This window comes from Streptomyces sp. Y309, assembly GCF_056712025.1.
The window spans coordinates 8,653,829-8,666,742 of the sequence record NZ_CM160048.1 but is presented as its reverse complement, the minus strand read 5'-3'; the positions used below and the strand labels follow the sequence as shown (position 1 = coordinate 8,666,742).

13 protein-coding genes and 1 pseudogene are annotated in these 12,914 nt (G+C 70.0%); 7 read left to right on the top strand and 7 right to left on the bottom strand.

What is annotated here, in order from left to right:
- The first annotated feature begins 93 nt into the window (after positions 1 to 93).
- Both AC0KTA_RS36525 and AC0KTA_RS36520 read left to right on the top strand, forming a co-directional pair.
- On the top strand, positions 94 to 645 hold the full coding sequence (locus AC0KTA_RS36525; RefSeq protein ID WP_481052475.1) for a GNAT family N-acetyltransferase: 552 nt from the start codon (positions 94 to 96) through the stop codon (positions 643 to 645).
- A 314-nt stretch (positions 646 to 959) separates the two neighbouring features.
- Positions 960 to 2,240: a low temperature requirement protein A gene (locus AC0KTA_RS36520; protein ID WP_481052474.1), complete on the top strand. Its 1,281-nt coding sequence runs from the start codon at positions 960 to 962 to the stop codon at positions 2,238 to 2,240.
- Between the two features lie 124 nt (positions 2,241 to 2,364).
- Here the strand turns inward: AC0KTA_RS36520 and AC0KTA_RS36515 are convergent, their stop codons facing one another.
- From AC0KTA_RS36515 to AC0KTA_RS36500, 4 genes are all read right to left on the bottom strand, one after another.
- Positions 2,365 to 3,198, bottom strand: a complete 834-nt coding sequence (locus AC0KTA_RS36515; protein ID WP_481052473.1) for a PIG-L family deacetylase — start codon at positions 3,196 to 3,198, stop codon at positions 2,365 to 2,367.
- 516 nt (positions 3,199 to 3,714) lie between these two features.
- A complete protein-coding gene (locus tag AC0KTA_RS36510; RefSeq protein ID WP_481052472.1) occupies positions 3,715 to 4,443 on the bottom strand; it encodes a hypothetical protein in 729 nt (242 codons plus the stop codon).
- Positions 4,444 to 4,728: 285 nt separating this feature from the next.
- Positions 4,729 to 4,884, bottom strand: a complete 156-nt coding sequence (locus AC0KTA_RS36505) for a hypothetical protein (RefSeq protein WP_481052471.1) — start codon at positions 4,882 to 4,884, stop codon at positions 4,729 to 4,731.
- A gap of 480 nt (positions 4,885 to 5,364) precedes the next feature.
- Positions 5,365 to 6,363 carry a helix-turn-helix transcriptional regulator gene (locus AC0KTA_RS36500; RefSeq protein WP_481052470.1) on the bottom strand — a complete coding sequence of 333 codons (999 nt, stop codon included), beginning with the start codon at positions 6,361 to 6,363 and terminating at the stop codon, positions 5,365 to 5,367.
- A gap of 62 nt (positions 6,364 to 6,425) precedes the next feature.
- Here AC0KTA_RS36500 and AC0KTA_RS36495 point away from each other — a divergent pair, with 62 nt between their 5' ends.
- On the top strand, positions 6,426 to 7,409 hold the full coding sequence (locus AC0KTA_RS36495; RefSeq protein ID WP_481052469.1) for a Rid family hydrolase: 984 nt from the start codon (positions 6,426 to 6,428) through the stop codon (positions 7,407 to 7,409).
- Between the two features lie 24 nt (positions 7,410 to 7,433).
- Here the strand turns inward: AC0KTA_RS36495 and AC0KTA_RS36490 are convergent, their stop codons facing one another.
- A complete protein-coding gene (locus AC0KTA_RS36490; RefSeq protein ID WP_481052468.1) occupies positions 7,434 to 7,598 on the bottom strand; it encodes a hypothetical protein in 165 nt (54 codons plus the stop codon).
- A gap of 370 nt (positions 7,599 to 7,968) precedes the next feature.
- Between AC0KTA_RS36490 and AC0KTA_RS36485 the strand changes: the two genes are divergently transcribed.
- Complete coding sequence (locus tag AC0KTA_RS36485; RefSeq protein WP_481052467.1) at positions 7,969 to 8,442, top strand: Haze protective factor 1; 474 nt, start codon at positions 7,969 to 7,971, stop codon at positions 8,440 to 8,442.
- A 24-nt stretch (positions 8,443 to 8,466) separates the two neighbouring features.
- Positions 8,467 to 8,619 (top strand): annotated as a pseudogene (locus tag AC0KTA_RS36480) (HNH endonuclease); the annotation flags it as partial.
- Between the two features lie 523 nt (positions 8,620 to 9,142).
- On the opposite strand, the gene AC0KTA_RS36475 reads toward AC0KTA_RS36480, so the two are convergent.
- Together AC0KTA_RS36475 and AC0KTA_RS36470 are read right to left on the bottom strand one after the other, a co-directional pair.
- The gene (locus tag AC0KTA_RS36475) at positions 9,143 to 9,955 is read right to left on the bottom strand and encodes an EamA family transporter (protein WP_481052466.1); all 813 of its coding nucleotides are present in this window, start codon (positions 9,953 to 9,955) and stop codon (positions 9,143 to 9,145) included.
- A 71-nt stretch (positions 9,956 to 10,026) separates the two neighbouring features.
- On the bottom strand, positions 10,027 to 10,224 hold the full coding sequence (locus tag AC0KTA_RS36470; protein WP_481052465.1) for a hypothetical protein: 198 nt from the start codon (positions 10,222 to 10,224) through the stop codon (positions 10,027 to 10,029).
- Positions 10,225 to 10,492: 268 nt separating this feature from the next.
- Between AC0KTA_RS36470 and AC0KTA_RS36465 the strand changes: the two genes are divergently transcribed.
- Positions 10,493 to 11,416, top strand: coding sequence for a LysR family transcriptional regulator (locus AC0KTA_RS36465; RefSeq protein WP_481052464.1), 924 nt, complete (start codon positions 10,493 to 10,495; stop codon positions 11,414 to 11,416).
- A gap of 217 nt (positions 11,417 to 11,633) precedes the next feature.
- Entirely contained in the window at positions 11,634 to 12,914 is a 1,281-nt protein-coding gene (locus AC0KTA_RS36460) for an acyl-CoA dehydrogenase family protein (protein ID WP_481052463.1), read from the top strand.

Below are 12,914 nucleotides of genomic sequence, written 5' to 3'. Positions count from 1 at the left end.
GGCCTGCCGGGCCCGTCATCAGCATGCCCTTGTCCGGGCCGCGCACGGACTGTGAACCGCGGCCCGGTCGTCTGAAACGACCTGGAGTACCGCATGTCTTCTCCGTCCTTTTCCTTCTCGACCTTCTCGGTGACCGGCGCCGAACTGACCACGGAGCGGCTCGTGCTGCGCCCGTGGTCGCGGGCCGAACTCGCCGCCGTAGTCGACGGCCCCCGCCTCGCCGACTGGGCCGAGGACTTCCCCGCCGAGGGCGACCGCGTCATCGCGGGCTTCCTCACCGAGCACCCCGAGGGCCTCACCGCCTACGGCCACCGCCTGGTGATCGAGTGCGCCACGGGCCAGGCGATCGGCTCGATCGGACTGTTCTGGCCGCCCACCGACGGCGCCCTGGAGATCGGCTACGGCATCGTCGCCTCCCGCCAGAGCCGCGGCTACGCCTCCGAAGCCACCCGTGCGCTGGTCGAGTTCGCCCTGACCGCACCCGGCGTGAACGCCGTGCACGCGACCGTGGAACTGTCCAACCCGGCATCCGTCCGCGTCCTGGAGAAGGCCGGACTACGGCGCTGGACCGCAGACACAGCCCCGAGCACGGACGCGGCCACGGCAAGGTTCCGCGCCGTGGCGGCAGACTTCACCCAGCGCTAGCCGTCCCCCTCCCTCGGGCCGACCGGCGGCGATCCCGCCGGTCGGTCTCGACTTGGAGGGGCTGAGGGACTGGCATGTCACAGCCGGCGCAGCTGCAGGAGCTCCGGCGACGCCGAGTTCCTTGCGGGTGCGGTGGATGAAGTCGCGTACCGCGGGATCGCGCCGCCAAGGGGCGAGGGCCGCGTTGAACTCCCGGACTTAGTCCTTGGCGCGGGCTCGGGCTCGCCGCCACCGACTTACTTTGCGGCGGCCGGGGGAGCTCGCCCCGTGCGGCGCGAGCACACCGAGCGGCGGTGTTGGAAAAGATGGTGCGCATGAACGATCCCCAGCACACCAGCGAGCCTGGCGCGCATTCCCTGTCGCGACGGCTGGTTCCGATGACCGGCCGTGACCCGGAAGAGCACGGCCGGGTCTCCTCACCACTGGAGCTGCTGTTCGACCTGACCTTCGTGGTGGCGGTCGGCACGGCGGCGTCCCAGTTCGCCGAGATGGTCGCCGAAGGGCACGCCGGGCAAGCGGTCATCGCTTTCGTACTGGCAATGTTCGCGATCAGCGTCGCCTGGATCAGCTTCAGCTGGTTCGCCTCCGCCTTCGCCACCGACGACTGGCTCTACCGGGCCCTGACGATGGTGCAGATGATCGGCGTCGTCGTGTTCTCGCTCGGCCTGCCCGCGCTGTTCCACTCCGTCGAGGAGGGCGGCCACCTCGAACTGCGCGCCATGGTCATCGGCTACGTAGTGATGCGGATCGCGATGGTGCTCCAGTGGTGGCGCGCCGCCCGGCAGTCCCCTCCGTTCCACGACGTCGGCATGGCCAACATCCGCTGGACGGTGATCGCCCAGGCCGGCTGGATCGTCGTGGCCTTCGTCCATCCGCCCATCGCCGCAGTCTTCGTTGCGTTCGGCGTCCTGGGCGCCCTCGAACTCGTCCTGCCGCTGCTCACGCAGGGCTCCGCGGGCGGCACACCCTGGCACCCGCACCACGTCGCCGAACGCTACGGACTCTTCGCGATCATCACGCTCGGCGAGGGCGTCGTCGGCACCGTCGCCTCCTCCGGCGACCTCCTCGGCGGCGGCGACGGCACGCACTGGACCTGGAACGCGATCGCCGTCGTCATCGCCGGCGTGGGCCTGACCTTCGGCATGTGGTGGATGTACTTCATGACGCCGTTCGGCGACATCCTGGTGCACCGCCGCAGCCGCGGATACCTCTTCGGCTACGGCCACATCCCCCTGTTCATCGGCATCGCCGGAGCCGGCGCGGGCCTGCACGTGGCGGGTCTGTACATGGAGCACCACGCCAAGATCTCCGGCACGGCCGTCGTCCTCGCCCTGGCCCTCCCGGTCGGCCTGTACCTCCTCATGGTCTATCTGCTGCACACCCTCCTGCTGTCCGCCGCCGACCCCTTCCACCTGCTCCTGATCTCCCTCACCCTTGCCGTGCTGCTCGCCGCAATCCTGCTGGCCGCCGCCGGCGTGGCCATCGCGGTGTGTCTGCTCGTGGTCATGCTCGCGCCGTTCGTCACCGTGCTCGGCTACGAGACGATCGGCCACCGCCACCAACAGCACATGCTGGAAGAGATCGGTACGCGGTAGCCAGGGCACCGTCTGCACCAGGCATCACAGCAGACCATCGACACGCGCGACCCGGACCTGTGTGACCCGCTCGATCGCGCCGTGCGGTCGATGAGCTTCCCCGGGCCCCGGTCGGACGGGCGGATCAGCGCAGTCCGGCGAAGAGATCGTTCTCGGGTACGGCGGCGCCCGTGGCGTCGTTGACACGTACGAAGGTCTCCATGCCCATCAACTCGGCGAACCTCTCCTTGCCCATCTTGAGGAAGAAGATGTTCTCGCCCTGACTGGCGTGCGCGGCCAGCGCGTCGAACTTCTGACCACTGAACGCGGTGGTGTCCACCCACGTGGTGATCTCGTCGTCGGGGAGGCCGATCTCGGCCATCGCGGCGGCCTCGGCAGGATCCGGCTCCGGCATGTCCGGATGAAACTCGCGCATGATCTCGCCGAACCGCTGCATCCCCGAGCGGGGCATCGTCGTCCAGTACACCTTCGGTGTCAGCGCGGTCATCTCCAGCGCCGCCATCGTGATGCGGTGGGCCTGAATGTGGTCGGGGTGACCGTAGAAGCCGTTCTCGTCGTAGGTGACGACCACATCGGGCCGGTAGTGCCGCATCAGTTCCGCGAGTCGGGCGGCGCCTTCCTGCACGGGGGTCTGCCAGAAGGATCCGGGGGCGTCGTTGCTCGGCCAGCCCATCATCCCGGAGTCGGCATAGTCCAGCATCTCCAGATCGCTGACCTTCAGGACGTCACAGCTCGCCTGAAGCTCTTGACGGCGCATCAAGGCGACGGCCGCCGGATCGTGCCCGGGATCACCCGGCTTGACACCCCCCGGTCCGTCACCGCAACCGCCGTCGGTACACGTCACGAGAACCGTGCGGATGCCCTCCGCCGCATACTGCGCGAGGACCCCTCCGGTTCCGGTGGCCTCGTCGTCGGGGTGGGCGTGTACTGCCATGAGCGTCAAGGGCCGGTCAGTCATGAAACAGTCCTCCTGCAGAAATACGTCTTGGTCCGAGCGCGCGGCGGGCGTACCGCGATCCCGGGGGCCCGGATCCTGGTGGGGCGGTCGACCTTGTGGTCTCCGTGTTCCCCCGCCCGTACGGCGCCGTGCCCTCGGTCGATGCAACCGTGCCGGCCGGACCGGCTGTTCCCGACGCGGCGGATCACCTCCACCGGTGTGAGGGTGATCCGGGTCATGCGGGTGTCTCCTGTGTCTCGTGAAGGCGGCCCCCACGCGGTTGATGGGGCTCTCTGGATTTGGGTCTGGCGGATCCAGTCCATCGCCGACCTGAAGAACTGGAGGATCCTCGCCGAGCTCCGCCTGAACCCGAAACGCGCCACCGCGCTATTGCGGGGCCCTGCTCGTCCTCACGAAAGCCGAGGCCTCCCGATGACGGATGACCACCACGAAGGGATCAACCCCCGACCGGTGGTGAAACCTCAACCCGCCCCCACACCAGCCCTCTTGACCCGCAGCGTTCAAGACAGAACGGGCTCACTCCCCGTGCCCTTGGATTTCTTCCCTGGAGGTGACCTCGTGGTCGGTGAGGATGCGGAACTCCCGGTGGCGCTCGGTCAGCAGTTTGAGGAATCCGGGTTCGGCCTGCAGGACGTATCCCCGCACGTGGGCCCCGTCGCGCAGGTCGACGCGCTCCAGAGGAACCCAGGGGGTCTTGACGGTCGCTGCGGCGAGGAGCCATCCCACCAGGATCAGCAGCCCAAGGCGGCGGCCTGTCCACCGGGCCAGCTGCTGCAACCGCCCGTCGGCCTTCGTCCCGCGGCCGATGGCGAACAGCGCAATGCCGATGGCGAGGGCGGCCAGGGGCAGCCACCATGCGTGGAAGGACCAGACGTACGCGCTGAGTGGCACCAGAGCGCCGAGTAGGAGGAGGACCCCGCTCTTCAGGCCAAGTCGTCTCGGCCGGCTCTGCGCCGTGACCCCCGCGTCGAGTTGTCGGGCCTCGTGCAGGCTCAGCCACAGCCACAGGACGGCGATGGGGGTGAGCAGGGCGAGGTAGACGGCCGCGGCGAGCGGATCGGCCATCAGGGTGCCCATGACGATGCTGATGCTGTCGTCCACGTCCATGGTGTGCAGCACCGCGAAGGCGGTGTGCCAGTCGTAGTCGGCGACGGCGAACAGCCGCAGCACAAGAAAGAGGACCGCCGCGATGGTCAGCGGCAGCCCGTTGTGGTGCCCGCTGCTGTCTGTCTCGTCATGCGCCATGTCCGCAAGATCGCATACGCCGCTCCCCCGAGTCGCGGGTGAAACGCCGCCTGTGACGGACGCCAGCGGTACGAAGGGACGCCGCCACGCGCAGTGCGAGAAGGCAGGACGAGGGTTGCGATCGCTCCGCCGAGCGGGTTCGCCGTCGGTGGCACCGCGTGATGGTGCGGGCTCAACAAGGTAATCACCGCTTCGATCGCTCCGGCAGCGCCAAGAGCGGAGCCGTAGCCGACGAGACGACCGTGGATTCGCGTCTGTCGTCGCTATGCCACGGCATGAACGTCGTCAGTCGACATCGCTGGGCTGAGCGGGCGGTGTTCGGCCGGCGAGGACGTCCTCGAGCCGGTCAGTTCCTTGACGTGCGGCCTGCTCGGTGGTGTCGCCCTCGAGGCCGTCGAGTCCACCGCCGGTGACGGTGAGGGCGTTCGGGCCGAAGCGCACAGCGGCGACGTCGAGCGTCAGCGTGGTGGGCGACCCGTCCGTGTGCCGCCTTCACCTTGCCGATGAGGAGCGAGTCACGCCACGTGGCCGCGTCCTTCACCTGGGTCCAGTCGTCCTCCAGGTCGGCCTCGGTGACCAGCGCGTCCTTCGCTCCCGCCGTGGTCAACAACGCGCCCGTTGCCAGGGCGAAGGCAAGGATCCTCGCAATTACCGTGCTGAGCGGCACGCGGACCAGCGAGCTGATCGAACTCCCCCTCGACTGCCGGCTCGCGCCCCGCTCCTACGGTCCGGACCAGGTGCGGCACGCTCACGGGCCGGCCGCCGCAACCTCGCCCAGTCGCTCCACGACAACCCCTCGCTGCTGCGGACCGGCAAGCCACCCGCACCGTTCCGCGTCGCCAAGTTGCTGATGGCCCTCCGTGAAGCAGGTGCTCGGGACGCCCCCCTGCCCCACCGCGGCGAATGCGGTCGCCCCCGCCCCTACGTCGGCGGCCGCTCCGGCGCCGGTGAGTTCGTTGCACCGGCCGCCAGCAGTCGCTGCGCCAGCGCGCGGCAGCGGCTCCCGAGCTCCGGAGGGTCGAGTATCTCGAAGTCGTGCCCCAGCAGGAGTACGTGCATGAGCACGGCGTCGAGGCTGGCGGCGCCACTGAGCACCTCGCAGCGTTCGCTGCCTCGCCGTCGTACGACGGCCGCCGACGCCGGAATCTGCGCGCGCACCGTGTCGGCCGACGCGTGCACGAGGAAGCGCGCCCGGTGCGGGTAGACCCGACTCGCCACACTCTCCTGCACGTACGCCGCCGCGTCGGGTGCCGCGCGCGGGCAATAGCGCCAGGTCCGGGCAGCCACCTCGGTCATCCGGTCGACGCGGAAGCTGCGCCAGTCGTCGCGATCGAGGTCGTAGGCGAGGAGGTACCAGCGCCGGTCGGAAGCGACCAGGCGGTAGGGCTCGACCCGTCGCCGTCGCACCTCGCTCCCGGACGGGTAGTCGAAGCCGGCCTCGACCTCGTCGCGGCAGGCTCTGGCCAGCATCATGAGCACTTCCGGGTCGACCGGCGTGCGGCCTCCGCCAAAGGACTCCACCGAGCCGGAGAGCGCGCGCACCTCGTGCCGCAGCCGGGTAGGCAGCACCTGATCGAGCTTGGTCAGCGCCCGGAGCGCGGAGTCGCCGGCGCCGGCGACCGCGCCACCCGCGCCGGCGAGCAGCGAGACCGCGGTGGCGATCGCCTCCTGGTCGTCGAGAAGCAGCGGCGGCAGGTCCTGCCCAGGGCCGAGTCGGTAGCCGCCGCCGACGCCCTGGCCGGCATGCACCGGATAGCCGAGAGTGCGCAGCCGCTCGACATCGCGCCGTACCGTGCGCGTCGTGACCCCGAGCCGCTCGGCGAGCTCGGGGCCGCTCCAGACCTGGCGCTGCTGTAGCAGCCCGAGCAGGGTGAGCACCCGCTCCGTCGTATCTCGCCCGTCACCGCTTGCCCCGTTCATGCCACCCACATTGCCAGAGATAGCGGACCGATCCTGTCCGCCTCAGGTGTCACGGTGACTCCATGGACGCAAACGAACTCGATGTGAACCGGTCGCTACGCGAGCAGCTTGAGTTCCACTGGAACCATCAACTGCGGGCCCGGCTCGACGGTCTCACCGACGATGAGTACTTCTGGTCGCCGGTTCCGGATGCCTGGAGCATCCGGCCGCGCGGCAGCTCGACGGCTCCCATGCAACTCGGCGCCGGAGCCTTCACGTTGGAATACGCCTCCCCCCAGCCGGCCCCCGCGCCCTTCACGACGATCGCCTGGCGGCTCGGCCATGTCATCGTCGGCGTGCTCGCCGCGCGCAACGCGGCGCACTTCGGCGCGCCGACGGCGTCGTACGAAACCTGGGAGTTCGCCGGCAGCGCGAAGATGGCGCTCGACCAGCTCGAAACCCAACTCGACGTCTGGCTGGCGGGGGTACGCGACCTCGGCGACGCCGGGCTCCGGATCCCGGTCGGCGCGAAGGAACCCTTCCCCGACATCCCCATGGCCGACCTGGTGCTGCACATCCACCGCGAGCTGATCCACCACCTGTCCGAGGTCTGCCTGCTGCGTGACCTCTACCTGCACCTGCACACAAACCCAGACACCCGCCGGGAGAAGCCCATGACCGCCAAGACGACGCACCTCGACCCTGAAGAGCTCCACCGCAACCCTGCCTTCACCCAAGGCGTGATCACACCCGCCGCCCGGATGCTCCATGTCGGAGGCCAGCTCGGCACCGACAGCTCCGGAAAGCTGCTCGACGGCATCGAGGCGCAGACCGCTCAGGCAATGCGCAACGTACTGACCGTACTTGCCGCCGCAGGCACCGGTCCCGAGCATGTCGCCAAACTCAACATCTATCTCGCCGACGGGGTCGACGCTCAGGTGGGATACGCGGCCTCGCAATCAGTGTGGGGCAATCACCGCACGGCCATCACGGTCGTTTCCACCGCGGGCCACGCTCGCCCGGGCGCGCTCGTGGAGATCGACGCAGTAGCGACCATTCCCGAATAGGACGAACCCACGGATCGAGTTCCGTCAGCCCCGGACGATCAGCATGCCGATGTTGATCGGGCCGGTGGCTGCGTTGCTGCGTGCCAGCCTGCCCAGGCTGGGCGAGCTTCTCGCGGCCGGCATCGAAGCTGTGTTCAGCAGGATGGCATCAGCGTTGCAGACGAGGCCCATCGGCTTGTCAGCCGTCATCGCGGGCTCCTCGACGAAGAGCACCGCCGTCGAGCAGCCGAGGCCCTGGTGACGCGGTGGTGTCCGTCGCAAGTATGGGGCATGAGCCCCTTCGGCGGGAGCACAGCCCAGGAGGTGTGGGAGCGCTTCGATCCGGGGGTCTTCCTGCGGGAGTCGACGCGGTCGCCGTCGGCACGGACACGTCGACCGCCTGCGGGAGCTGACCGAGGCCCTGGCGTACGAGGCCGCCGGAGGTAGGACAAGTCGTCGGTGAGCCGCGCACCTGGTGGTGGCTGTGATGTGGTGAAAGTGCGCTCGGCGCTCTGCTGCCGATCGCGCCGAGGGCCCCGGAGTGCTGGGGAGGGAGCGGTGCAGGAGGAGGGAGAACGGCATGGCCGTCGACCGCGGTGTCTCAGGAATCGCGAGCCTGGACAGGGGGATGTTTGCCATTGATCAAATGCGCAGGCCGTCGGAGGCCGAGCGGCCTGCCTGCTGGGAGCTGGAGATCGACTTCGAGTGTGCTGTCACGGTCGGGGACGGCACGCTGGTGTTCAACAGCAATGCCCCGTCCCACGACGCGGCGGTGACCCTGCGGTGCGGAAGCGAACCCCCGGCCCCCGGGCCGGAGTTCACCGAGCTGGGGTCGTGGCCTTTCGCCAGTTACAGCGGCGATCTCGTGGTTTCCACGATCGACGGGCCCGAGCCGGAGCTGTGCACCCAACTTCTGGACGCCGACCGCGAGTACCGCGTGCGGGTATGGGCGAAGGGCAGGGATACGGCCCGGGAGGCCTTTGAGCGTCTGCAGGGGGAGGTGTACCCGATCACCGGCCTGGAAGAGTACGTCATCTGCTTCGAGGCCGCCTGAGCCCGGCGCCTGCCCCCGCCCGGCGCGAACGACCAGGGCTCCCCGGACACGCTGATCGCCGTCTCGGCCGCCTCCAACAGATCCAAAGCCGACAAGGACGACACTGAACGCCAGGCCCTGCTCGGCTTGGCGGAGGACTGCCCGACCACCACTGTCGACTACGAGCCCGCCGCCTGACCGGCCCCTGGGAACGGCGAAGGTCCCCTCACTTCACCGAGTGAGGGGACCTTCGTGTGCGGAGCGCCCGGCAGGCCTTGCACCTGCATTTCCCATCGGATGATGGACGTCTTGCCTTGGACCACAGACGCGTGTACTCCCGTGCCCTGCACCGGAGTTACACCAAGATCATACATGCGATCCAGAGTGTGCTCGAGACGGAAGATCTCGGACAGTGCGCGTGAGGACAAGCCGTCGATGACTGGCTTTGCATCTGGTGTCCGGTGGCGGGCGGTGTCGGCCCGGATGTGCCCTGGCCGTCTACGCGGCATGGACCCTTCGGCTCGTCGTCATGCCGCACATGGTGCCACGATCTCGAACGGGTCCGCTCAGGGCATCCAAGGCGCTTGAGGAGAGCCGGGGCGTGTTGTGGGGACTCTCTTCCCGCGCTTGGCACGGGAAGAAGCGGCTGTGCGCGGCGAGATGGCCGCGTCGCACCAGGAACTCGATGCGATGCACAAGCGGCTCGCGGCATCAACCGGCATCAACCGGCCGAGGCCCTGTCCGTGCTGACGCCGATGGAGGCCGTGACAATGATGGCTGTCGCGGTCCACTGCGCGAGGCTGAGTTGCTCGCCCAGGATGACGAGGCCGAGGAGTGCGGCCATGGCTGGTTCCAGGCTCACCAGGACGCCGAAGACGCGTGGCGGGATACGGCGCAGGGCCTGGAGTTCAAGGGAGTTGGCCACCACCGTGCTGAGCAACGCCACGGCAAGGCCCGTGCCCAGGACCCGTACATCGAGGAATGCGTGCGGGTGTGTGGCCGCGGCGAACGGGAGGGTGAGCAGCGCCGCCCACGCGCTGGCGAGGGCCAGCGCTCCGGCTCCCGTCGTGCGGGCGCCGACACGGGCGCTGAGCAGGATGTACGCCGCCCAGCAGGCCGCTGACGCGAGGGCGAGGGCGGTGCCGGTTCCGGACAGCGTGCCGGTCGGGTCGTAGTTGATCAGGACGACGCCGCCGGCAGCGAGCAGCGCCCACATCACATGTCGGCCGCGGCGTGCGGTGAGCAGGGAGATCAGCAGGGCGCCGAGTGATTGCAGGGTGACGGCCATACCCAGGGGGAGCCGGTCGAAGCTGAGGTAGATGGTCGTGCTTGCCCCGGCCAGGGACGTGCCCAGGGCGAGCGTGAGGTACGCGGTCGAACGGTCGGCGGGCAGCCGCGGGCGCCACAGTGCCCACAGCATGCTCGCGCCGAAGCCGAACCTCAGTGCCGTGACGACCAGGGGGCCGCTGGCGGCGAAAGCGAGTTTCGCCGCCGCCTGGCTGCCCTGCATGGCGAGGGCGCTGCAGAGGACCATGCAGATCCCCGCAGTGCGGGGTGTGAGGTGAGCAGACGTGTGCCGGACATCCCCCGTCGGCATCGCTCAGCTCACCTGGTACCGGGCTGAGAGGAGTGGGTGGGCGGGCCGCGCAGGGCGATGCTCACGGACCCTGCCGTCAGCTGTCTGGCCTGCAGCGATCCGCAGGCACACCGGGTCCACACGGTGACGCCCTCACCGGTGCCGTGCTGGGAGAGGGTCTCCGCCGGTTTGTCGTCGGGCCAACCGCAGTAGGGGCACGTGGACATGGAGACTCTCCTCATGGGCAGGTGCGGGCCGTCCCTCGTGCGCACGCGCAGCCACTCCCGCACGGCTGCGCGACACCCGGTCCTCACGGGGCGCATGAAGGTCTCCGCGCGGGCACGCGCAGGCGTCCGCGCGCTCACTCTCTCCGCAAGCTCCTGGCGAGGCACGCTCCTGGCGAGCTCCCGGCGAGCTGTCGGCACAGCAAGTCTCAAGCCGCGCACCGTACGAGTCCAGGTTCGATTTCTGCACGGCATCGTGTACACCACGTTCATGGTTGATTTACGCAGGCTCGCGGTGCTCCGCGCCATCGCTCACTACGGCACCGTCACGGCCGCCGCCGAGGCACTGCACCTGTCGCCCTCGGCCGCCTCACAGCAAGTGCGCCGTCTGAGCCGGGACGTGGGGCTTGCGCTGCTCGAACCCCATGGCCGCCGCGTACGCCTCACCCCCGCCGCCCGGGTCCTGCTGCGGCACGCCGACCGGATCGAGCGCTACTGGCAGCAGGCCCAGGCAGGTATGCACGCCGCGATGAGCGCGACGCCGGGCGGGCCGCTGCGGCTCGCGGGCTTCCCCACCGCCGTGTTCGCCCTGCTCGCCCCGCTGGCGGCGCGACTGACGCGGGACTGGCCGGCGTTGGCGGTCCAGGTGCTCGAAGCCGAGCCTCGCGACTGCTTCGACCTGCTGTTCTCCGGTGACGCCGACCTCGCCGTCGTCGAAGCGACCGTGGACAACCCGCCCCTGAGCGACGGCCGGTTCGAGCAGCACCCCCTGCTCGACGACCCTTTCGACCTGCTCTCGCCCGGAGACCACCACCTCGCGGGCCGCGCCGCGGTGACGCTGCGGCACCTGTCGGGTGAACCATGGATCGTCGGGCCGGCGGGGAGCTCGGTGCGCCACATCGTGCTGGCCGCCTGCAGCAGTGCCGGGTTCACTCCCCGCATCGCCCATCAGGCCCTCGACTGGAATGTTGTCGGTGGCCTCGTCGCGCACGGTCTGGGCATCGCCCTGGTCCCGAACGCGGCCCAGCTGCCCCCGGCTCTCGGCCTGGTGCGCACACCGCTGACCGGCAGGGTCAAGCCGTCGCGGCGGCTGCTGAGCGTCACGCGCAGTGGCAGCCGGGACCATCCCGCGATCGCGGCGGCCTCGTTCCTCCTCGACACCCTGGCCGCGGAGCAGGGCCGACTCGCCGACTGAGGGGCACGACGAAGAACGGCGGGGGCGCGCGCAGCGCCGACGGCGCACCCACACCGCTCGTCACATGGCCGAAACATGGGGGTCGCCGCTGCTCTGGCCTTGACGGCGGCGCTGTCGGGGATGTTCCCATGAAATGCGGTAGCGGCCGCGGCCTTGTCAACTGCCCTGTCAGAGGCGGCAGGTGCCCGGTCGCCGCGGTACCCGACGGGGGGCTGTCGTGGGCAATCCAGCGCACGTCGACGAGGCGGACCTACGCGCACACCTCCGGGCGCTCCTCGCCCGGCCCTTCGCTCGCGAAGAGCTGAGGCGGGTGTGGGCCGACGGCGCGGATGAGTGCCCGCATCCGGCCCGGGTCTATGAGGCGCTCGGCGAGCGTGGCGTGCTCGCGCCGCACTGGCCGCGCCGCTACGGGGGCCTTGGCCTCAGTGCGTACGCCTCGGCCGTGGTGGCCGAGGAACTGGCCCTGCACGGAATCCCCGACAGCGCCCGCGTGAACACGATCGACAACGCCGGGGCCACCCTTCTCGCGGCGGACGCACCACAGCAGTGCGGCCGGTACCTGCCGGGTATGGCCCGGGGCACCACGGTCTTCTCCGTGCTGTATACGGAACCGGACGTCGGCAGCGACCTCGGCGGGCTCGCGAGCCGGGCGGTCGCGGTGTCCGACGGCTGGTGCGTGAACGGCGTCAAGAGCTGGAACGCGCGGACGTCGCTCGCCGAGTTCGGCATCCTGGCCGCCCGCGTCGCCGACGATCCAGCCGAGCGCGGCACCGACGATCCAGCCGCTCGCGGCACCGACGATCCGGCCGCCCGCACCGACGGCGATCCAGCCGCGCGCACCAGCAGTGCCGACGGAGGCGCGCGCTTCGCCGACATCGGCCTGTTCATCGTGCCGTTGCGGGATCCGGGCATCCGGGTCGAGCCGATCGGCACGCTCAATCACGAACGCCTCTTCCGGGTGCGCCTGCGGGACGTGCGGCTGCCGCCCGACGCCCTGGTGGGACGCCCCGGGCAGGGCTGGTCGCTGCTCACCGAGGCGCTCGGCCTCGAGCGCACCGGGGTCAACTTCGCGGGCAGGGCGAGGCGTTGGTTCGACCAACTGACCGCGGCGCTCCGGGCCGGGGGCCGCCTGGCCGAGGCCACCCCGAAGCACGGTCTGCGCCGCCTCGATGCCGAGATCAGGGCCGCCCGCATGCTGTCGTGGCGGGCCGTGCGCGACCTGGCGCACGGGCGGCAGAACGCCGCAGCGGCCGCGGCGGCCAAATGGTGGGCCAGCGAACTGGCGCAGCGTGTGGCCTGGCTGGCCTGGGAGTTGCTCGGTCCGGCGCCGAAGCGGCCGCGCGACGACGCCGACTTTGACGACGCTCACTTTCCTGATCTGGCCCTCGCTGTGCGCGAAGCGCCGGGGCTGACCCTCGCTGCCGGGACGTCGGAGGTCCTGCTGACCACCGTGGCCACCGAGCTCTTGGACGGCGGCGACCCCTGGGAGGTGTCCTGA

Coding starts and splice junctions, on each gene's coding strand:
- AC0KTA_RS36525 (WP_481052475.1), top strand. CDS start 94: ATGTCTTCTCCGTCCTTTTCCTTCTCGACCTTCTCGGTGACCGGCGCC.
- AC0KTA_RS36520 (WP_481052474.1), top strand. CDS start 960: ATGAACGATCCCCAGCACACCAGCGAGCCTGGCGCGCATTCCCTGTCG.
- AC0KTA_RS36515 (WP_481052473.1), bottom strand. CDS start 3,198: ATGACTGACCGGCCCTTGACGCTCATGGCAGTACACGCCCACCCCGAC.
- AC0KTA_RS36510 (WP_481052472.1), bottom strand. CDS start 4,443: ATGGCGCATGACGAGACAGACAGCAGCGGGCACCACAACGGGCTGCCG.
- AC0KTA_RS36500 (WP_481052470.1), bottom strand. CDS start 6,363: ATGAACGGGGCAAGCGGTGACGGGCGAGATACGACGGAGCGGGTGCTC.
- AC0KTA_RS36495 (WP_481052469.1), top strand. CDS start 6,426: ATGGACGCAAACGAACTCGATGTGAACCGGTCGCTACGCGAGCAGCTT.
- AC0KTA_RS36490 (WP_481052468.1), bottom strand. CDS start 7,598: ATGACGGCTGACAAGCCGATGGGCCTCGTCTGCAACGCTGATGCCATC.
- AC0KTA_RS36485 (WP_481052467.1), top strand. CDS start 7,969: ATGGCCGTCGACCGCGGTGTCTCAGGAATCGCGAGCCTGGACAGGGGG.
- AC0KTA_RS36475 (WP_481052466.1), bottom strand. CDS start 9,955: ATGGTCCTCTGCAGCGCCCTCGCCATGCAGGGCAGCCAGGCGGCGGCG.
- AC0KTA_RS36470 (WP_481052465.1), bottom strand. CDS start 10,224: ATGTCCACGTGCCCCTACTGCGGTTGGCCCGACGACAAACCGGCGGAG.
- AC0KTA_RS36465 (WP_481052464.1), top strand. CDS start 10,493: ATGGTTGATTTACGCAGGCTCGCGGTGCTCCGCGCCATCGCTCACTAC.